Origin of the sequence: Amycolatopsis bartoniae, from assembly GCF_014191255.1 — a bacterium.
Classification (GTDB): domain Bacteria; phylum Actinomycetota; class Actinomycetes; order Mycobacteriales; family Pseudonocardiaceae; genus Amycolatopsis_E; species Amycolatopsis_E bartoniae.
The window spans coordinates 25555-44891 of the sequence record NZ_JACHWH010000007.1 but is presented as its reverse complement, the minus strand read 5'-3'; the positions used below and the strand labels follow the sequence as shown (position 1 = coordinate 44891).

The window sequence follows — 19337 nt, the reverse complement described above, 5'->3', positions numbered from 1 at the left end:
AGGGTCAGTCGTGCAGGGACTCCTCCGTGACCATCGGCTTGTGCGCCGCCCCGCGCAGGACGACCCCGGCGAGGAAGGCGGCCACCAGTGCGGCCACGCCGCAGACCACATAGCCGATCGAGTAGGCGTGGCCGAGGGCGTGGAAGGCCACGTCCTTCAACGGGTTCACGGACGCGGGCACGGCGTTCGCGCCCAGCGGCCCCGAGTTGACCGCGCCGACCGCGGCCTCCACCTCGGGCCGCTCGGCCGCCGGGGCGTGGGCCGGTGCGGCGTTGAACGCCGCCAGCGCGGACTGCAGCGCCGGGCTTTCGGCGATCTTCGCCTGGATCTGGGAGGCGGCGTTGCTGAGCGCGATCGCCCCGACGACCGCCGGGCCGAGGGTGAACCCGAAGTCCCGCAGCTGGCTCGTCGTGCCCGACGCCATGCCGGCGAGGTGGCCGGGCACGGTGTTGACCGCGACCGCGGTGACGCCGGACAGCGCGAAGGCGAACCCGACGCCGATGAGCACCAGCGGCGCGATGATCGGCAGCAGCGCCAGGTCGGTCACCGCGTGCGTGGCGATCCACAGGTCACCCGCACCGATGAGCAGGAACCCGCCGCCGAGCGCCCACCGCGGATTGTAGGAGTGGATGGCCCGCGCGGTCACCGGCATCAGCACCAGCGCGAACCCCTGCAGCAGCACGAACGCGATCGCGGTCTTCATCGGCGAGAACTCCTGGATCGCCGACAGCCGGATGCTCGTGGAGTACGCGGTGCCGAGGAAGGCGAACATGCCCACCACGGTGATCACCGAGTTCGTCGCGAACGCCCGGCTGCGGAACAGGTCCAGCCGCAGCAGCGGCGCGGGCGAGCGGCGCTCGGCCAGGACGAACAACACGAAGAACACCACGGCGAGCACGAACCCGCCCACCACCCACGGGTCCGACCAGCCGCTGGTGGCGCCCTGGATGACCGCGAACAGCAACGCGAACAGCGAGATCGCGATCGTCACCTGCCCGGGCCAGTCCAGCGACCGGCCCTCGGGGGAGGAGGAGTTCCGTGCCGCGAACGCAACCGCCGTGCTGACCAGCGCGAGCACGCACACCGCGACGAACGCCCACCGCCACGTCGCGTACGGGTCACCGCCCCAGCCGATCTTCGTCACCAGCCCGCCGAGCAGCGGCGAGATGAACCCGCCGCTGGACAGGGCGGCCGCCCAGATCGCGATGCCCCGCGCCCGGCTGCGCGCGGTGTGCGTGCCGGCGGCGACCATGGCCAGCGACGTCGGGAACAACACGGCCGCCCCGATCCCGGCCAGCGCCTGGCCGATCCACAGCACCGCCACCCGCGCGTCCGGGGAGGTCCCGGCGCCCGGCGTGAGGACGCTGACCGCCTCGCCGAGGGCCAGCAGCAGGCTGCCGCCGATCAGGAGGCGCTTGCGGCCGAAGAGATCGCCGAGCACGCCGAAGGTCAGTTCCAGCAGCGTCACCGGCACGAGGAACGCGTCGGAGATCCAGGTCAGCTGCGAGGACGTGGTGCCGAGGTCCTGCTGGAACAGGCCGTTGAGGACGGCGGGGATCGCCAGGCCGACCTGGGCCACGCACACGGCGAGCGCGGTGGCGACCTGGGTGCCGGGCGTGAGCGTGGGCGTGTGGACCGCGGTGCGGGCCGGACCGCTGGTGGTGCTCATGGAACCTCCACGGTGAGTTCGGGGCCCGAAGATATACAGGAATCCTGTCTTTTTCACCGCGTCGAAACCCACTCGTGACCCAGTGGCCGTCACCATGGAGGCGTGCCCTCACCGCCGAACCTGCTGTACCTGATCAAGCAACTGGAGCTGGCGGTGCGCGCCAGCCTCGACGAAGTGCTGCGGCCCGCCGAGCTGACACCACTGCAGTACACCGCGCTGACCGTGCTGCAGCGACGGGACAACCTGACCACCGCCGAGCTCGCCCGCAACTCGCTCGTCACCGACCAGACCATGGCCGGCATGATCGTCACGCTGGAGCGGCGGGGGCTGATCGAGCGGGAGAACGACGCGCAGGACCGGCGCCGCCGCGTGATCCGGCTGACCGAGGCCGGACGGGGTGTCCTCGACCGGTTCGCGGGCCCGGTCGCGGCGATCGAGGAGCGGATGCTCGCCGGGCTCGGCCCCGAGGACGCGGAGGGGCTCCGGCGCTCCGTACTGCACTGCCACGCGGCGCTCGCCGACCGGGTCCCGCACTGAAATCAGATTTCCTGATATTTCCACCTCGGAAAACTCTTGACTCTCCACGAGCTCGGCCACACAATCATCAGGAAACCTGACAAGTAGCAGGGAGATCCCATGGCTTTCCTCGATCCCGCGACGTGGCAGGACCGGGTCTTCACCGGCGGCTGGACCTCCGGTGGCGCCGGCGTGCGCGAGGTGTCCGAGCCCGCGACCGGCGCCGTGCTCGGTTCGGTCGGTGTGGCCGGCGCGGCGGACGTCGCCGCCGCCGTCGAGCGGGCCGTGGTGGCGCAACGGGAGTGGGCCGCCCGCCCGCACACCGAGCGAGCCGCGATCCTGCTGAAGGCGGCCGCGCTGCTGACCGAGCACGCGAGCGAGATCGCCGAATGGCTGGTCCGCGAGTCCGGCTCGGTGCGGCTCAAGGCGGGCATCGAGATCGACGGCTCGGCCGGGGAGTGCACCCAGGCCGCCGCGCAGGCGTCCGCGCCCTACGGCGAGCTGCTGCCGTCCGCGGGCCGGATCAGCGTCGAGCGCCGGGTGCCGGCCGGGGTGGTCGCGGTGATCTCGCCGTTCAACTTCCCGCTCCTGCTGTCGATGCGCTCGGTCGCTCCGGCGCTGGCGCTGGGCAACGCGGTGATCGTCAAGCCGGACCCTCGCACCGCGGTGTCCGGCGGCGTGGTGATCGCCCGGATCTTCGAGGAGGCCGGCCTGCCCGCCGGGGTGCTGCAGGTGCTGCCCGGCGACGCCGAGGCGGGCGCCGCACTCGTCGAGCACCCACGGGTGCCGGTCATCTCGTTCACCGGCTCGACCCGCGCCGGGCGGGCCATCGGCGCGCGCGCCGGGGAGCTGCTCAAGCGGGCGCACCTGGAGCTGGGCGGCAACAGCGCGCTGATCGTGTGCGAGGACGCCGACCTGGAGGCCGCCGCGTCGTGCGGCGCGTTCGGCAGTTTCCTGCACCAGGGCCAGATCTGCATGGCCACCGGCCGCCACCTCGTGCACCGCTCGCGCTACGACCGGTACGTGGAGCTGCTGGGCAAGAAGGCCGAGCAGCTGCCCGTCGGCGACCCGTTCACCGCCGACGTCGCGCTCGGCCCGATCATCGACGCCGGTCAGCTAGCGAAGGTCCAGGACCTGGTGGACCGCAGCGTCGCCGCCGGGGCCCGGCTCGTGCAGGGCGGCACGGCGGACGGCCCGTTCTTCCGGCCCACCGTCCTGGCGGACTGCCACGCCGGCATCCCCGCCTACGCCGAGGAGGTGTTCGGGCCGGTCGCGTGCGTGCGGGCGTTCGACACCCTCGACGAGGCCGTCGAGCTCGCCACCGAAACCGAGTACGGGCTGTCCCTCGGCGTGCTCACCGCGAACCCGGCCGCCGGGCTCGCGCTGGCCGACCGCATCCCGTCCGGGCTGGTCCACATCAACGACCAGACCGTCAACGACGACCCGGCCGCGCCGTTCGGCGGGGTCGGGGCCTCCGGGGTGGGCCGCGTGGGCGGTGCCCGCGCCAACCTCGAAGCCTTCACCGAGACCCAGTGGGTCACCGTCCGCGCCGAGTCGGCGCGGTACCCGTTCTGAAAGGAAGACCAAGTGTCCACACCCCCCTGGGGCAACACGGTTCTCGTCGAGTTCGACGAGGGCATCGCCTGGGTCACGCTGAACCGCCCCGGCAAGCGGAACGCGATGAACCCCACCCTCAACGACGAGATGGTCGCCACCCTCGACGCGCTCGAAGGCGACCCGCGCTGCAAGGTCCTCGTGCTCACCGGCGCCGGGAACTCCTTCTCCGCGGGGATGGACCTCAAGGAGTACTTCCGCGAGGTCGACGAGTCCGGCGACCCCGCGCTGCAGATCCGCGTCCGCCGGGCGAGTGCCGAATGGCAGTGGAAGCGGCTGGCGAACTGGTCGAAGCCCACCATCGCGATGGTCAACGGCTGGTGCTTCGGCGGCGCGTTCACCCCGCTCGTCGCCTGTGACCTCGCGATCTCCGACGAGGAGGCGCAGTACGGCCTGTCCGAGATCAACTGGGGCATCCCGCCGGGCGGCGTGGTCTCCCGCGCGCTGGCCGCGACCGTCAGCCAGCGCGACGCGCTGTACTTCATCATGACCGGCGAGCCCTTCGACGGCCGCCGCGCCGCCGAGATGCGGCTGGTCAACGAGGCGGTCCCGGCGGAGCGGCTGCGCGAGCGCACCCGCGAGCTGGCGCTGAAGCTGGCGTCGATGAACCCGGTCGTGCTGCGGACGGCGAAGGTGGGCTACAAGCTGGCCCAGGAGATGCCGTGGGAGCAGGCGGAGGACTACCTCTACGCCAAGCTGGAGCAGTCGCAGTTCCTCGACGCCGAGCGCGGCAGGCAGAAGGGCCTGACGCAGTTCCTCGACGAGAAGAGCTTCCGTCCCGGCCTGTCGGCTTACACAAAGGACTGACGATGCGCGACGGCGGACTGGGCTCGTGGCCGGTGCGGCGTGCCCGGATGACCCCGGACCGCACCGCGCTGGTGCACCGGGACGAGCGGATCAGCTACGCGGAGCTGGCGCGGCGGACCGCCGCGCTGGCCCGCGGCCTGCGTGAGCGCGGGGTCCGCCGCGGTGACCGGGTCGCCTACCTCGGCCCGAACCATCCGGCGTACCTGGAGACGCTGTTCGCCACCGGGTCGCTCGGGGCGATCTTCGTGCCGCTCAACACCCGGCTCACCGAGCCCGAACGCGAGTTCGTGCTGTCCGACGCCGGGGTTTCGGTCCTCCTGCGGCCGCAGGACGTCGAGGAGCACCGGCGTCCCGGCGAGCCGTTCGACGAGCCCGTCACGCTGGACGACCCGTGCCTGATCATGTACACCTCCGGTTCCACCGGCAGGCCCAAGGGCGCGGTGCTCAGCCACGGCAACCTCACGTGGAACTGCGTGAACGTGCTGGTGGAAAGCGATCTGTCCGGAAAGGACATCACGCTCGTCGTCGCGCCGCTGTTCCACGCGGCGGCGCTGGGCATGTCGTGCCTGCCGACGCTGCTCAAGGGCGGCACCTGCGTGCTGGAGGAGTCCTTCGACCCGGCGCGGGCGCTGGAGCTGATCGAACGGCACCGGATCACCACGCTGTTCGGGGTGCCCGCGATGTACGACGCGATCGCCGCCCAGCCGCGCTGGGCCGACGCGGACCTGTCGAGCGTGCGGGCCCTGCTCTGCGGCGGGTCCCCGGTGCCGGAGTCCACGATCCGCCGCTACCTGGACCGCGGGCTGGTGTTCGTGCAGGGCTACGGGATGACCGAAGCCTCCCCGGGCGTGCTCATCCTCGACCCGGAAGCCGTGCACACCAAGGCGGGCACGGCCGGGGTGCCGTCCTTCTTCACCGACGTGAAGATCGTGAACGCCGCGGGCGAACGGGTGCCGCCGGGGGAGCGGGGCGAGGTCGTGGTCCGGGGCCCGAACGTCATGCTCGGCTACTGGAATCGCCCCGACGCCACGGAGGAGGCGCTGGCCGGCGGGTGGCTGCACTCCGGCGACGTGGCCGTGGCCGACGAGGACGGGTTCGTGACCGTCGTCGACCGGATCAAGGACATGATCATCTCCGGCGGCGAGAACGTGTACCCGGCCGAGGTGGAGTCCGCTTTGTACGCCCATCCCGCCGTGGAGCTGTGCGCGGTCGTCGGTACGCCGGATCCCCGGTGGGGCGAGGTTCCGCGCGCGGTCGTCGTGCTGCGCGAAGGCGCGACGGCGACGGCCGGCGAGATCCAGGAGTTCCTGCGCGAGCGGCTGGCCGGGTACAAGGTGCCCAAGGAGGTCGAGTTCTGGACCGAGCTGCCCCGCACCGGCTCCGGGAAGGTGCGGAAGGCAGCCGTGAAGAAGCGGCTGGGGGAGCACACCGCGTGACGCGTCAGGCCGTGCGGGACAATCCGGAGGTGGCCGAAGACCCGCTGACCCTCTACCTGGTCAAGCGCCTCGAACTGGCGATCCGCGCCAGGATGGACGAGGCGCTGCGCCCGCACGGCCTGTCCACGCTGCAGTTCACGGCGCTCACCGCGCTGCGTGCCCGGGACGGGCTGTCGTCCGCGCAGCTCGCCCGGCGCTCCTTCGTCACCCCGCAGACGATGAACGAGATGATCCGCTGGCTGGAGCGCCACGGGCACATCGCGCGCCACCGCGACCCGCACAACAAGCGCGTCCTGCTGCTCACCCTCACCGACGCGGGCCGCGCGCTGCTGGAGCGCTGCGACCCGCTGATCGAGGCGATCGAGGCCGAGCTGCTCGGCGCCGTTCCGGCGGTGCAGCACGGGTTGTTCCGCCAAAGCCTGGAGCTGGGCTACGCCGCGCTGAGCGGCCACGTCGACGAGTGACCCGATGTCAGGGAACCTGTCCAGCCCCGGTGTCAGCGTCGCGTCGCGGGTGTTCGCGGTGCTGGGCGCCTTCGACGCCGACCACCGCGCCCTGACCGCCAGCGACGTGGCCCGTCGCGCGGGGCTTCCGCTCGCCACCGCGCACCGCCTCGCCACGGAGCTGGTGGCGCTCGGCGGGCTGGAACGCCACGGGGATCGTTACGTCATCGGTCGCCGGCTGTGGGACCTCGGGCTGCTCGCGCCGGTGCAGGCCGGGCTGCGCGAGGCCGCCGCGCCGTTCCTGCAGGACCTCTACGCCGCCACGCACGCCACCGTGCACCTGGCCGAGCGGGCGGGGCAGGAGGTGCTCTACCTCGACCGGCTCACCGGCCGCGCGACCGTGCCGGTGGTGAGCCGGGTCGGCGGCACGCTGCCGATGCACGCCACCGGGGTCGGGAAGGTCCTGCTCGCGCACGCGCCGGAGGACGTGCGCCGCGCCGTGCTGGCCGACCTGCCGCGGATCACGCCGTACACCGTGACCCAGCCCGGGTTGTTGCGGGCCCAGCTGGACCGCGTGCGGCGGGAGGAACTCGCGCAGACGGTCGAGGAGATGACCCTCGGCGCCTGCTCGGTCGCCGTGCCGGTCCGGCGGCACGACGAGGTGGTCGCGGCACTCGGTCTCGTGGTGCCCGACCTGCGCCGGCACCGCCCGCGGCTGGTCGCCGCGCTGCGGGTCGCGGCCGCCGGGATCGGGCGGACGCTTTCCACTGAGTGAGAGCCCCCTCTGGCCGTCGGGGGCCGCGGCGACGAGAGTGGTCCCATGCGTACCCAGGTCGCCATCGTCGGCGCCGGCCCGGCCGGACTGTTGCTGTCCCACCTGCTCGACCGCGCGGGCGTCGAGTCCGTGATCGTCGAGACCCGCTCGCGTGAGTACGTCGAGGCACGCATCCGCGCGGGCATCCTCGAACAGTCCACAGTGGACCTGCTGCGCGAGGTGGGGCTGGGGGAGCGGCTGGCGCGCGAGGGCGACGTCCACCGCGGGATCTACCTGCAGTGGCCGCGGGAGCGCCACCACCTCGACTTCGTGGACCTGGTGGGCCGCAGCGTCACGGTGTACGGGCAGACCGAGGTGACCAAGGACCTCGGCCGGGCGCGGGAGGCCGCCGGGCAGGAGATCGTCTACGAGGTCACGGAAACGGCCGTGCACGACATCGACTCCGAGCGGCCGTACGTCACCTTCACCGACGCGGACGGTGCAGCGCAACGGCTCGACGCGGACGTGGTCGTGGGCTGCGACGGCTCGTTCGGCCCGTCGCGCGCCGCCGTGCCGGATCCGGCCACGTGGGAGCGCACCTATTCGTACTCGTGGCTGGGAATTCTCGCGGACGTCGCCCCGTCGACCGACGAGCTGATCTACGCCTGGCACCCGGACGGTTTCGCGCTGCACTCCATGCGCTCGGCCAAGGTTTCGCGGCTGTACCTGCAGGTGCCCAACGGCACGGACGTCGCCGAGTGGCCGGACGACCGGATCTGGGACGCGCTGGCCGCGCGGCTGGGCCACGGCCAGGACGGCTGGACGCTGACGCCGGGGCCGATCACGGAGAAGTCCGTGTTGCCCATGCGCAGCTTCGTGCAGCAGCCGATGCGCCACGGGCGCCTCTTCCTGGCCGGGGACGCCGCGCACATCGTGCCGCCGACGGGGGCGAAAGGTCTGAACCTCGCGGTCGCCGACGTGGCGCTGCTCGCCCCGGCGCTGGCCGCGCTGTTGCGGGACAAGGACCCGGCGCTCGCCGACGCGTACTCCGACACGGCGTTGCGCCGCGTCTGGCGCTGCACGCACTTCTCCTGGTGGATGACCACGATGCTGCACAAGTCGGACGACCCGTTCGACGCGCAGCTGCAGCTCTCGCAGCTGCGCTGGGTGGCATCGAGCACCGCCGCGGCGACCGGCCTGGCGGAGAACTACGCGGGGTTGCCTTTCGGGTACTGAACCCTCGGGACGACCGGTCTCCGCTGCCGTATAACGACGAATACGGCAGCGACGTCATCATAGCGACACGGGGCCGTCCGGACGGCCCCGTCGCGCATGCCCGCGCCGCGGCCCGGGAGCGGCCGGGCGCCGGGCCCGTCGTCGTCGTGCAGGGCCTCGCGCAGATCACTTCCTGATCGTCTGGCTCTGCGCCATGGTCAGTAGGAGGCCCGGCCGCCGCTGGCGTCGTACACCGCGCCGGTGGAGAAGCTGAGCTGCTCCGAGCACAGCCACGCGATCAGCTCGGCGATCTCCTCCGCGCGCCCGAACCGGCCCATCGGCGTCAGCGCCTGCGAGCGGGCGAGGATGGCCGGGTCGGTGTCGGCGTTCATCGGCGTCTCGACCGCCGCGGGCGCGACGGCGTTGACCAGCACCCCGGTCCTCGCCAGCTCCTTGCCGAGCGACTTCGTCAGCCCGACGACGGCGGCCTTCGACGCGGAGTACGCGCTCTGCGCGGGATTGCCGTCCTTGGCCGCGATGCTCGCCATCGTCACGATCCGGCCCCAGCCCGCGCGGGCCATGCCGGGCGCGAAAGCCCGGCACAGCAGGAAAGTCCCGTCGACGTTGACCCGGAACGTGGTCCGCCACTCGTCGAGCCCCAGCTCGGTCAGCGGACGCGACGGGCCCACGATTCCCGCGCTGTGCACGAGAATCCCGACCGGACCGAGCTTGGCGGCAAGCGCCGCAACGGCTTCGGGATCGCTCACGTCGAGTCGCTCGTCCGCCCCCGGCGCCAGGTCAGCGGTCACGACGGGCACGCCATCCGCGGCGAGCCGTTTCGCCGTCGCCGCACCGATTCCCGACGCGCCACCGGTCACGAGTGCGCGCACGCCTTCGGGGTAGCTCATGCCGGCACCTCCGCGCGGGCCAGGTCCTGTGCCGCCAGCCAGCCGAACGTCAGCGCCGGGCCGAGGTTGATGCCGCCGGCGGGGTAGTGGCCGCCCATTACGCTCGCCTGGTCGCAGCCCACCGCATAAAGGCCGGGGATCGGCTGGTCTTCGTCGTCGAGTACGCGCGAAGCCTCGTCGGTGCCGAGCCCGGCGAACGTGCCGAAGCTGCCGGGCACCACCTTCACCGCGTAGAACGGCGCCTTCTCCAACGGCGCTAGTGACGGATTCGGGCCGACAGAACGGTCCCCGCCGTAGCGGTTGAAGGGCGTCGAACCACGCCCGAACTCTGGATCCTCCCCGCGACGCGCGGCGGCGTTGAACCGTGCGACGGTGTCCACCAGCCCCGCCGGGTCGATTCCACAGGTGCGCGCGAGCTCTTCGAGAGTGCGGCCGCGTTTCAGATATCCGTTGCGCAGATAGGGAAACAGTGGTATCGGCCGAGGCTTCACCATGCCGAGCGGGTAGCGGCGCACGTACCGCGCGTCGGCGATCTGCCACGCCTCCGCCGGTTCACCCTCGGGCGTCGCGGCGAGCATCGCGGACACGTAGTCGTAGTAACCGTTGGCCTCGTTGACGAAGCGGCGCCCGGTGCGCAGCACTCCAATGCTGCCGGGCTTCGCGCGGTCCATGATGTGCGGGAACACGCCGGTCCGCCCGGTCGCATAAGGTACGAGCGACACTGGGCACCACGCGGCGGGCGAGCGCAGGTCCGTGCGCAGCCGCCCGCCCACGGACTCGCCGAGCGCGACCCCCGAGCCGTCGGCGGTCTCCGGCGCGAGCGTCCAGTGCTTCTCGCCGTGGGGGAAGACCGCCCGCCGCCGGTTCTCGTCGCGCGGGAAGCCGCCTGTCGCGAGCACCACACCCCGGCGCGCGATCAGGATCAGCTGACCGTCCGGAGTGGATGCTTCCACTCCGGCGACCGTGTCCCCGTCCCGAATCAGGCGGCTCACCCGCGCCGACGTCCGGATCGCGACACCCGCGTCGAGCGCCGCGCGCAGCAGCCTGCCGACGAGGGCGGTCCCGTTGACCAGTTGCATGCCACGGCGCCGCGTGACGAGGTCGAACATGTGCCGGCTCACCCGGCGCGTGGCGTGCAACAGCCCGCGCACGTCGCCCCGCGACGCGGCGAGGAAACCGCCGAGGTCGTCGCCCGCCATGATGCCCAGCCCGAGGAACGAGGTCTCGTACAGCTGGCGGCGCAGCAACCGGGCCACGTCGTCACCGAGCTCGCGCAGGTCCACCGGTGCCGGGGCGACGGAGCGATGCCCGGTGCCCGCGCCCGGCAGATCACCATAGATGTCACAGATCTTGGCTCCCGGCACGAACTTCAGCGCCGTCCGTTCGTGGAAGAAGCGGACCATCTCGGGCGCCGCCGCGAGGAAGGCGTCCACTCTGGCCGGATGGAAGTCGTTGCCCAGCACGGCGTTCAGGTAGGTGCGGAACTCGTCGGTGTCCTCGCGGACACCGTCGGCACGGGCGAGCGGGTTGCCGGGCGCCCAGATCCAGCCACCGGACCAAGCGGTCGCGCCGCCGCACACCGCCGCGCGTTCCAGGACCACGACCCGCAGGCCCCGGTGTGCGGCGGCGACCGCCGCGGCGAGCCCGCCGGCCCCGGATCCGGCGACGATCACGTCGTAGGTCTCGGCAGGCGAAGGTGTTCGGGTGGTCACGGCGCTGGTCCTCCCTGGAGCCGGCGCGGGACTGTGTAGCGTCCACGCCAGCACTATGTAAGATATTAGATAAAATCGCTGGTCAACTGTGCTGCAAACTGACTATAAGCAGAATCTTCGGCAGCGCAAAACCCCGCGGGGAAGGAACACCCATGGAGATCCGCTGGCTCGAAGCCTTCGTCGCGGTCGCGGAGGAGTTGCACTTCGGGCGGGCCGCGGCCCGGTTGCGGCTGGCCCAGTCGCCGCTGAGCCAGACGATCCGCAAGCTGGAGAAGGAACTCGGCACGACGCTGTTCGACCGCAGCACCCGCAGCGTCGCACTCACCCCCGCGGGGCAGGCGTTCCTGCCGCACGCGCACCGCGTGTTCGAGGAGCTGGAACTCGCGCGCCAGGCCACGCGCGCCACCGACGGCATCGTCTACGGCACGGTGTCGATCGGCTTCTCCGGCGCCCTCAACCACCTCACGCTCCCGCCCCTGACCCGCGCGGTGCGCCAGCGCTACCCGGACGTGACGCTGTCGCTGACCGGCCGCGTGATGACCCGCGACGGCGTGGAGGCGCTCGAACAGGGCGGGTTGGACATCGCGTTCGTCGGCCTGCCGATCGACCCGTCGCCGGTGCGCACCCGGATGATCGGGCGCGAGCCGCTCGGCGCGGCGCTGCCGATCGACCATCCGCTGGCGAACGAGCGCGAGATCGACCTCGCCGACCTCGCCGACGACGGGTTCATCACCACGCCGGCCGAGGCCGGTTCGGCGTTGCAGGAGCTGGCGATGCAGGCGTGCGTGAAGGCCGGTTTCCGCCCGCGCATCGTGCAGGAGATCACCGACCCGTACATGATCCTGACACTGGTTTCGGCCGGGGTCGGCGTCGCGCTGATGTCCTCGGGCGTCGCCGGGATCATGCCGTCGGCGGCGGTTTTCGTCCCCCTGCGGGGGGAGCAGACGTACATGGAGCACGCGCTCGCGTGGCGGGAGGACAACCCGTCGTCGGTTCTCCGGGCCGTGCTGGAGGTGGCCGAGGAGGTTCTGCCGACACCTGCGGGGTGATTATGCTCCCGTGGCACAAAGTGTAGGTGAAACCAAGTATTGGACGCGGCATAGTCGCGCCTGCGATCCTCGTCGAAACCGCCGACGACGCCGGATCGAAAGGAGCGCCAATGTCCGCCAAGGCATCGGCCTCGCCGTCCAGCGGCACCCGCAACGATCCCCGGAAGGCCGCGCTTTCCGGATTCCTGGGCAGCACGCTGGAGTACTACGACTTCTTCATCTACGGTTCGGCCGCCGCGCTGGTGTTCGGCAAGGTGTTCTTCCCGGACGCCGGCGCCACCGGGGCCCTGCTGTCCATCGCGACGCTCGGCGTCGCCTACGTCGCCCGGCCGCTGGGTGCTGTCCTTTTCGGACACTTCGGCGACCGGCTCGGCCGCCGCGCCACCCTGCTGGTCACCGTGCTCATGATGGGCTCGTCGACGTTCCTCATCGGCTGCCTGCCCTCTTACCAGCAGATCGGCATCGCCGCGCCGGTGCTGCTCGTCGTTCTCCGCCTGCTGCAGGGACTTTCGGCCGGCGGTGAGTCGCCGGGCGCCAGTTCGCTCACCGCGGAGCACGCGCCGGACCGCCGCCGCGCGTTCTTCACCAGCTTCACCATGAGCGGCATCATGTTCGGGATCGTGGTGTCCAGCATCGTGTTCATCCCGGTCGCGGCGATGCCCGAGGACCAGCTGATGAGCTGGGGCTGGCGAATCCCGTTCTGGCTGTCCGTGGTGGTCACCGGGATCGCCTGGCTGCTGCGGCGTTCGCTGCACGAGCCCGAGGTGTTCGCCGAACTGCGGGAGACGGCGGAGACCGCGAAGGCGCCGATCGTGGAACTGTTCCGCGATCACTGGGTCACCGTGCTGCGCATCGCGGTCTGCGCGAGTTTCGCGATGGTCAACACGATCGTCAACGTGTTCGCGCTGGCTTACGCGACCGAGGTCGCGGGCGTGTCGAAGACGACGATGCTGCTGGTGATCTCGGTGGCGAACCTGGTCGCCGTACTGACCCAGCCGGTGTACGGGATCATCGCCGACCGGATCGGCCGCAAGCCGGTGTTCGTCGGCGGGCTGCTCGGAGTCGGCGTGATGGTGTTCGTGTTCTTCGCCGCGATCGGCACCGCGAACGTGCCGTGGATCTACGTTTCCGCGGTGTTGCTGATCGGCTTTTGTTACGCCGCACCAAACGGCGTGTACCCGGCGTACTTCCCCGAGCAGTTCCCGGCCCGCGTGCGCTACAGCGGAATGGCGATCGGCCTGATGGTCGGGCTGCTCGCGGCCGGGTTCACCCCGCTGCTGGCCACCGCGCTCACCTCCGGCGACAACGGCCACTGGACCCCGGTGGCGTGGATGTGCGCGGGCTTCGTGGTCGCGTCCGCGCTGGCCGCGCTGACCGGGCCGGAGACCTTCCGCATCCCCACCGCGCAGCTGGGTGAGCGGGCCGAACCGGCCACCGTGGACAGCGTGGCCGAGGCGGTGCGGCCGTGAAATCCTTGCGTGCCGGGGTGATCGGCTGCGGGAACGTCGCGGGTAACCACGCGTCCGCCTACCGCGACCTGCCGGACACCGAACTGGTCGCCTGCGCCGATGTCGATTCCGGACGCGCCGCCCGGTTCGCGGCGGAGTACGGCGCGGCGGGAGTGAGCCCGGGGGAGATCTTCGGGCTCGGCCTGGACGTGGTGAGCGTGTGCACGCCGCATCCGACTCACGAAGCGGTGGTCATTGAAGCCGCCGCCCACGGGGTGCACGTGTTGTGCGAGAAGCCGATCGCGATCGGACTCGGCTCCGCCGCCCGCATGGTGGCCGCATGCGAACGGGCCGGGGTGAGGCTGGGTGTGTTGTTCCAGCGCCGGTTTTGGCCCGCGGCGCGACGGATCCGCGCCGCGATCGACGACGGCACACTGGGCACGCCGGTGCTCGGGCAGACTTCCGTGCTGTTGCACCGCGACACGTCGTACTACACCGCCGACGCCTGGCGCGGCACCTGGGCGACCGATGGAGGCGGCGTGCTCATGACGCAGGCGGTGCACAACATCGACCTGCTGCAGTGGTTCATGGGTGACGCGGTGGAAGTCGCGTGCTCGTACGCCACGGTCAAGCACGGCGCCGCCATCGAGGTCGAGGATACCGCTGTGGCAACGGTTCGCTTCGCCTCCGGCGGCCTCGCCACGATCTCCGCGTCGACCGCGCTCACCCCGGGGCTCGGCACGCGCGTTCAGGTCACCGGGCGTACCGGCGCCACGGCCGGGCTCGCCGAGTACCCGGAGGGCAGCGAGGCGCGGCTGGACGTCTGGGCCGTGGCGGGGCAGGAGGCCGCCACGGCCCCGTTCGGCGCGGGCCTCACCGGCGACCTGACCCTGGCGCAGATCAACGGCAGCCTCGCACCGTTCCACGCGTTGCAGATCGCCGACTTCACCGCTGCTGTGCGTGAGGGCCGCGAGCCTGCCGTCACCGGCCGCGAAGCCGTCAAGTCGCTCGCGATTCTCACCGCGTTGTACGCCTCGGCCGCCTCCGGCAGCCCGGAACCCGTGCCCGCACTGGGAAAGGAGATCACCGTATGAACTCGATCGGGCTCGCGCACTTGACGCTGCTGAGGCTCAGCCCACCCGAACTCGTCGGCGTGGCCGCGGAGGCCGGGTACGACTTCGTGGGCGTGCGCGTGCGGGCGGCCACTGCCGGGGAGAACCAGTACCCGATGGCGGCGGGCTCGCCGATGTCCCGCGAGACCGTGCGCCGCCTGCGCGACACCGGGCTGCGCGTGCGCGATATCGAATTCCTGAGCCTGGGGCCGGAAACCGGCCCCGGCGACTGGCGGCCGGTGCTCGACGCCGGTGCCGCGCTGGGTGCCACCACGCTCAGCGCGGTCGGCGCCGACCCCGACCGGCAGCGGCTCACCGATACCCTTGCCGCGCTGACCGAGGACGCCATGACCGTCGGCATCCGGCCCACGCTGGAGCCGATCAGCTACCAGCCGATCAGTACCGTTGCCGACGCGGCGGCGATCGCCGCGCCCGCCGGTGCCGCGGTGCTGCTCGACGCGCTGCACATCCAGCGCGGGGGCAGCAGCCTCGACGACGTCCGCGCACTCGACCCGGATCTCGTGCCCTGCCTGCAGGTGTGCGACGCGCCGCTCGCCACGCCCGCGCACCTCGACCTGCCCGCGGACCTGCCGATGGGGATGAAGGCCGACGGGTCGGTGTTGCAGGTCGAGGCCAGGGCGCACCGATTGCTCGCGGGGGACGGAGAACTTCCGTTGGCGGAGTTGGTGGCGGCGGTGCCGGAGGATGTTCCGCTGAGTGTCGAGGTGCCGAACGCGGTGTTGCAGAACGCACTGTCGGCACTGGAGTTCGCGCGGCGCAACCTCGACGGCCTGCGCCGCGTGCTCGCGACGGTGGGCTCGCATGTCTGAAGTGCTCGCGCCGGTCCGCCACCGGGTCGCGCTGGTCGGCGCGGCGATCGGCGGCTCGCTCTCGCCCGCGCTGCACGAACGCGAAGCGGCGGCACTCGGCCTCGACTACACGTACACGTTGCTGGACCTGGAAACGCTCCCTCCGGAGTGGACGTTGCGCGACGCTGTGGGTATCACGGGCTTCAACGTGACGCATCCGGCGAAGCAGGCCGTGATCCCGCAGCTCGACGACCTGTCCCCGGATGCCCGCGCGCTCGGCGCCGTGAACACGGTGACTGTCGACGGCAGCCGACTCATCGGGCACAACACCGACCACAGCGGATTCCTCGCCGGACTGCGGCACGGCCTGCCCGGCGCGCGGCTGGGCCGGGTGATCGTGGTGGGCGCCGGGGGAGCGGGCTCCGCGGTGGCCTACGCGCTGGCCGGCGCGGGCGCGGCCGTGGGCATCGCCGACCCGGACCACGATCGGCTCGACGCCTTGCTCGCACGCCTGCGGGGCCGGTTCCGCGACATCTCCGCGGTGGACCACGTGGAGGACGCGCTGAGCGATGCCGACGGGATCGTCAACGCCACCCCGATCGGCATGACCGGCCACCCCGGGATGCCGTTCGACCCCGGCGCGCTCTCCTCACGGCACTGGGTCGCCGAGGTCGTGTACCGGCCGCTGGCCACGCAACTCCTGCTCGCGGCGCGGACGGCGGGCTGCCGCGCCCTCGACGGGGGCGCGATGCTCGTCGCGCAGGCCGCCGAAACCCTCTCCGTGCTCACCGGCGCCACCCCGGACCTCGGCCGGATGCGCGCGCACCTCGGTGAACTCACCACAAAGGACAGTGCTCATGACTGACTGGGACCACGAAACGGACCTGCTCGTCCTCGGCTCCGGCGCGGGCGGGCTCGGCGCCGCCGTCGTCGGCGCGTGCGAAGGCCTTTCCGTGCTGGTGCTGGAAAAGACCGAGTGGCTCGGCGGCACCACGGCGTACTCCGCCGGCACGTGCTGGATCCCTGGCCATCGCTACCTTTCCGACGCCTCCGGTGACACCGCTGAAGCGAGCCGCTACCTCGACGCGCTCGTGGGCGACCGCGCGCCGCGCGAACTGCGCGAGTCGTATCTCGCGCACGGGCCGGAGATGATCGACTACCTGGACCGGATCGGCGTCGGGTTCTGGCATTCGAAGACCGTCGTCGACTACCACCCGGAGATCCCCGGCTCCGGCGTCGGCCGCGCGCTCGAACCGCGGACGTTCGACGGGCGCGAACTCGGCAAGGCGCGGTTCGGGCGGGTGCGGTACCCGGTGCCGGAGTTCGCGCTGTTCGGCGGCACCCTCATGGTGCGACGGCCCGAGGTGAACGAGCTGCTGACCCTGCTCGAAGGCTCCCCGCGCGCGGCCGGGCTCGCGCTGCGGCTCGGCGCGCGGTGGGTGGCCGACCGGCTGCGGCACGCGCGCGGCACCCGGCTCGCGATGGGCAACGCGCTCGTGGCGAACCTCTACCACCAGCTCGTGCGCCGGTCCGGCGACGTGTGGTTCACGGCGGTCACGAGCGAACTGGTGACCGAGGACGGGCGCGTGACCGGCGCCGTCGTTTCGCATCGGGGGCGGACGGTGCGGGTGCGGGCCCGCCGTGGTGTTGTCCTTGCCGCAGGCGGGTTTTCGGCGAGCCCGCAGCTGCGCGCCGAGTACCTGCCTTCGCCGACGCCGCAGTTCACGCGCGCGAGCGAGGGCGCGACGGGCGACACGCTCGCCCTGGCGTGCGCGGCCGGAGGTGCGCTCGGCGAACCCCGCGACGACAACGCGCTGTGGTTTCCCAGCTCGATCGGCCGTCGCGCGGACGGCTCGACGGCGGTGTTCCCGCACATCTGGGACCGGGCCAAGCCGGGCATCGTCGCCGTCAACGCGGCGGGGCGGCGGTTCGTCGACGAATCCGTGTCGTACCACCGTTTCACGCGCGCGATGTACGACTCGCACAAGTCCGTGCCGACGATCCCCGCGTGGCTCGTGCTCGATGCCCGCACGCTGAAGCGGTACGGCCTCGGCATGATCCGCCCGCGCGTTCCGAAGTCCGTGTTGCGGCGCTACGTCGAGCAGGGCTACCTGCACACCGGCCGCACGCTCCGCGACTTGGCGGTGTCGATCGGGGTGGACGCGGGTGGCCTGGAAAGGACGGTCGCGGACACGAACCGCTTCGCCCGCACAGGACTCGACGAGGAGTTCGGCAAGGGGCAGAGCCCGTTCGGCCACCAGTACGGCGACCACGCCCACACGCCGAACGTCAACCTGGGCCCGATCGAGCACGCGCCCTACTACGCGATCGCCGTCGTGCCGACCCCGCTGGCCACCGCACTCGGCATCCGCACGAACCCATCCGCGCAGGTGGTCGACGAGGACGGCGACCCCGTGCCCGGCCTGTACGCCTGCGGCAACGACGCCAACTCGATCATGGCATCGGAGTATCCGGGCGCCGGGTGTCAGGTCGGGGCGGGTTTGACGTTCGGGTATCTGGCGGCGCGCCATGCGGCGGGTGCGGTCGTGGGTCAGGCTCGGCGGCAGTCAGCTCGTGGACCGCGGACCGGATGAGGACCACCCGGCGGCTCGTCACGGACCAGGCCTCCGAGGTAGACCGCCAGGCGCCGGGTGGCGGCGCGAGCACGTGACCCGGGTGTCAGCCCGCTCGTCGATACGCGAGCTCCAACGAACCGGTCCGGGGCGGCGCTGAGCTCCTGCCCGGGTGCGGATCGGCGTGGAAGACCTCCGTGGCGAAGTAGCTGCGGTACAGGTAGGCCAGCAGGTCGCGGCCGATGCCGAGCCGCTCCTCCTCGGCGGACGCGGTGGCGTCCACGTCGCGGGTCCCTGTCCGGCCCGTGTCTCCTCCCCGTTGACCTTGGCCCGGTCCTGCGCTTACGGTGATGTCACGTATGGCGGAAGTGATTTCGTAATCCGGAACAAGGTGGTTTCGATGGCAGTACGCTCCCTGTCCGAACTGCTCGCCCAGGAGGGCGTGGTGTACGCCCCCGGCGTGTGGGACGGACTCTCGGCACGCATCGCGGAACAGGCGGGCTTCCCCGCCGTCTGCGCCTCGGGCTTCGCGATCGCGGCGGCGCTGGGCATGCCGGACGCCGAGATCTTCACGGCGACCGAGGGCGTCGACGCCGTACGCAAGATCGCCGAGGGCTCCGCGCTGCCGATCGTCGCCGACATCGACACCGGGTACGGCAACGCGATCAACGCCGGCCGCACCGCCGCGAACATGCGCCGCGCCGGCGCGTCCGCCGTCTTCATGGAGGACCAGGTCTCGCCCAAGCGCTGCCCGGTCTGCGTCGGGGACCCGGTGGAGGTCACGCCGCTGCCCGAGGCCGTCGGCAAGGTGCGCGCGGCGAAGGACGGGCTGGGCGACGCGCTGCTCATCGCGCGCACCGACGCGGTGGGCGACGAGGCCCTCAAGCGCGCGGAAGCCTACGTCGAAGCCGGCGCGGACCTGATCATGCCGGTGTCCAAGACGTTCGCCACGCTGGAGGACTGGCGCCGCTGCCACGAGCTGACCGGCGTCCCGCTCGTCGCGTCGCTCACCGCGTGGACCTGGGTCGAGCGCGAGTTCACCCCGGAGGTCATGGCGCAGCTCGGTGTCAAGCTCGCGCTGGTCGCCACGCACGGCGTGCTCGCCGCCGCCACCGCGCTGCGCGACTCGTTCACCCGCCTGGCCGCGGGCGAGGCGCTGCCGCGGGTGTCGGCCTCCTCCATGGAGCACGAGGACTTCGTGCGGCTGATCGGTTTCCCCGAGATGGAGCAGCGGCAGCGCGAGTACCTGCCGGCCGCGGAGGAGGTGTGAGC

Annotated in this window: 18 protein-coding genes; 14 read left to right on the top strand and 4 right to left on the bottom strand. The window is 71.8% G+C overall.

Annotated features, from left to right (window positions below; all coding sequences use genetic code 11):
• Positions 1–4 precede the first annotated feature (4 nt).
• The gene (locus tag FHX82_RS27195) at positions 5–1669 is read right to left on the bottom strand and encodes an MFS transporter (protein WP_145933429.1); all 1665 of its coding nucleotides are present in this window, start codon (positions 1667–1669) and stop codon (positions 5–7) included.
• Positions 1670–1771: 102 nt separating this feature from the next.
• Here FHX82_RS27195 and FHX82_RS27190 point away from each other — a divergent pair, with 102 nt between their 5' ends.
• The 7 genes from FHX82_RS27190 (at position 1772) to FHX82_RS27160 (ending at position 8475) form a co-directional block, all read left to right on the top strand.
• Entirely contained in the window at positions 1772–2206 is a 435-nt protein-coding gene (locus FHX82_RS27190) for a MarR family winged helix-turn-helix transcriptional regulator (RefSeq protein WP_222425934.1), read from the top strand.
• A gap of 99 nt (positions 2207–2305) precedes the next feature.
• Positions 2306–3760 carry an aldehyde dehydrogenase family protein gene (locus FHX82_RS27185; protein ID WP_183176868.1) on the top strand — a complete coding sequence of 485 codons (1455 nt, stop codon included), beginning with the start codon at positions 2306–2308 and terminating at the stop codon, positions 3758–3760.
• A 12-nt stretch (positions 3761–3772) separates the two neighbouring features.
• Positions 3773–4606 (top strand): p-hydroxycinnamoyl CoA hydratase/lyase, encoded by an 834-nt coding sequence (locus FHX82_RS27180; protein WP_145936437.1) that lies wholly within the window; start codon positions 3773–3775, stop codon positions 4604–4606.
• A gap of 2 nt (positions 4607–4608) precedes the next feature.
• A complete protein-coding gene (locus FHX82_RS27175; RefSeq protein ID WP_145936438.1) occupies positions 4609–6042 on the top strand; it encodes an acyl-CoA synthetase in 1434 nt (477 codons plus the stop codon).
• Positions 6039–6506 (top strand): MarR family winged helix-turn-helix transcriptional regulator, encoded by a 468-nt coding sequence (locus tag FHX82_RS27170; protein ID WP_229881162.1) that lies wholly within the window; start codon positions 6039–6041, stop codon positions 6504–6506. The genes FHX82_RS27175 and FHX82_RS27170 overlap by 4 nt, the downstream gene beginning before the upstream one ends.
• Positions 6507–6510: 4 nt before the next feature.
• Positions 6511–7260: an IclR family transcriptional regulator gene (locus FHX82_RS27165; RefSeq protein ID WP_145936439.1), complete on the top strand. Its 750-nt coding sequence runs from the start codon at positions 6511–6513 to the stop codon at positions 7258–7260.
• Positions 7261–7305: 45 nt separating this feature from the next.
• Entirely contained in the window at positions 7306–8475 is a 1170-nt protein-coding gene (locus FHX82_RS27160) for a 4-hydroxybenzoate 3-monooxygenase (RefSeq protein WP_145936440.1), read from the top strand.
• 197 nt (positions 8476–8672) lie between these two features.
• Here the strand turns inward: FHX82_RS27160 and FHX82_RS27155 are convergent, their stop codons facing one another.
• Together FHX82_RS27155 and FHX82_RS27150 are read right to left on the bottom strand one after the other, a co-directional pair.
• Entirely contained in the window at positions 8673–9362 is a 690-nt protein-coding gene (locus FHX82_RS27155; protein ID WP_145936441.1) for an SDR family NAD(P)-dependent oxidoreductase, read from the bottom strand.
• On the bottom strand, positions 9359–11074 hold the full coding sequence (locus FHX82_RS27150; protein WP_145936442.1) for an FAD-dependent oxidoreductase: 1716 nt from the start codon (positions 11072–11074) through the stop codon (positions 9359–9361). Before FHX82_RS27150 ends, FHX82_RS27155 begins: the two co-directional genes overlap by 4 nt.
• Positions 11075–11226: 152 nt before the next feature.
• Between FHX82_RS27150 and FHX82_RS27145 the strand changes: the two genes are divergently transcribed.
• The 6 genes from FHX82_RS27145 to FHX82_RS27120 all read left to right on the top strand — a co-directional run bounded on the left by FHX82_RS27145 (position 11227) and on the right by FHX82_RS27120 (position 18086).
• Positions 11227–12123: a LysR family transcriptional regulator gene (locus FHX82_RS27145; protein WP_145936443.1), complete on the top strand. Its 897-nt coding sequence runs from the start codon at positions 11227–11229 to the stop codon at positions 12121–12123.
• Between the two features lie 110 nt (positions 12124–12233).
• Positions 12234–13592 (top strand): MFS transporter, encoded by a 1359-nt coding sequence (locus FHX82_RS27140; RefSeq protein WP_145936444.1) that lies wholly within the window; start codon positions 12234–12236, stop codon positions 13590–13592.
• Complete coding sequence (locus tag FHX82_RS27135) at positions 13589–14665, top strand: Gfo/Idh/MocA family protein (RefSeq protein WP_145936445.1); 1077 nt, start codon at positions 13589–13591, stop codon at positions 14663–14665. Before FHX82_RS27140 ends, FHX82_RS27135 begins: the two co-directional genes overlap by 4 nt.
• The gene (locus FHX82_RS27130) at positions 14662–15513 is read left to right on the top strand and encodes a sugar phosphate isomerase/epimerase family protein (protein WP_145936446.1); all 852 of its coding nucleotides are present in this window, start codon (positions 14662–14664) and stop codon (positions 15511–15513) included. Before FHX82_RS27135 ends, FHX82_RS27130 begins: the two co-directional genes overlap by 4 nt.
• Entirely contained in the window at positions 15506–16357 is an 852-nt protein-coding gene (locus FHX82_RS27125; protein WP_145936447.1) for a shikimate dehydrogenase, read from the top strand. The genes FHX82_RS27130 and FHX82_RS27125 overlap by 8 nt, the downstream gene beginning before the upstream one ends.
• Positions 16350–18086, top strand: a complete 1737-nt coding sequence (locus FHX82_RS27120; protein WP_145936448.1) for an FAD-binding protein — start codon at positions 16350–16352, stop codon at positions 18084–18086. The genes FHX82_RS27125 and FHX82_RS27120 overlap by 8 nt, the downstream gene beginning before the upstream one ends.
• Positions 18087–18171: 85 nt before the next feature.
• Here the strand turns inward: FHX82_RS27120 and FHX82_RS27115 are convergent, their stop codons facing one another.
• Positions 18172–18348, bottom strand: a complete 177-nt coding sequence (locus tag FHX82_RS27115) for a hypothetical protein (RefSeq protein WP_183176867.1) — start codon at positions 18346–18348, stop codon at positions 18172–18174.
• 117 nt (positions 18349–18465) lie between these two features.
• Here FHX82_RS27115 and FHX82_RS27110 point away from each other — a divergent pair, with 117 nt between their 5' ends.
• The gene (locus tag FHX82_RS27110; protein ID WP_145936449.1) at positions 18466–19335 is read left to right on the top strand and encodes an isocitrate lyase/PEP mutase family protein; all 870 of its coding nucleotides are present in this window, start codon (positions 18466–18468) and stop codon (positions 19333–19335) included.
• Positions 19336–19337 lie beyond the last annotated feature (2 nt).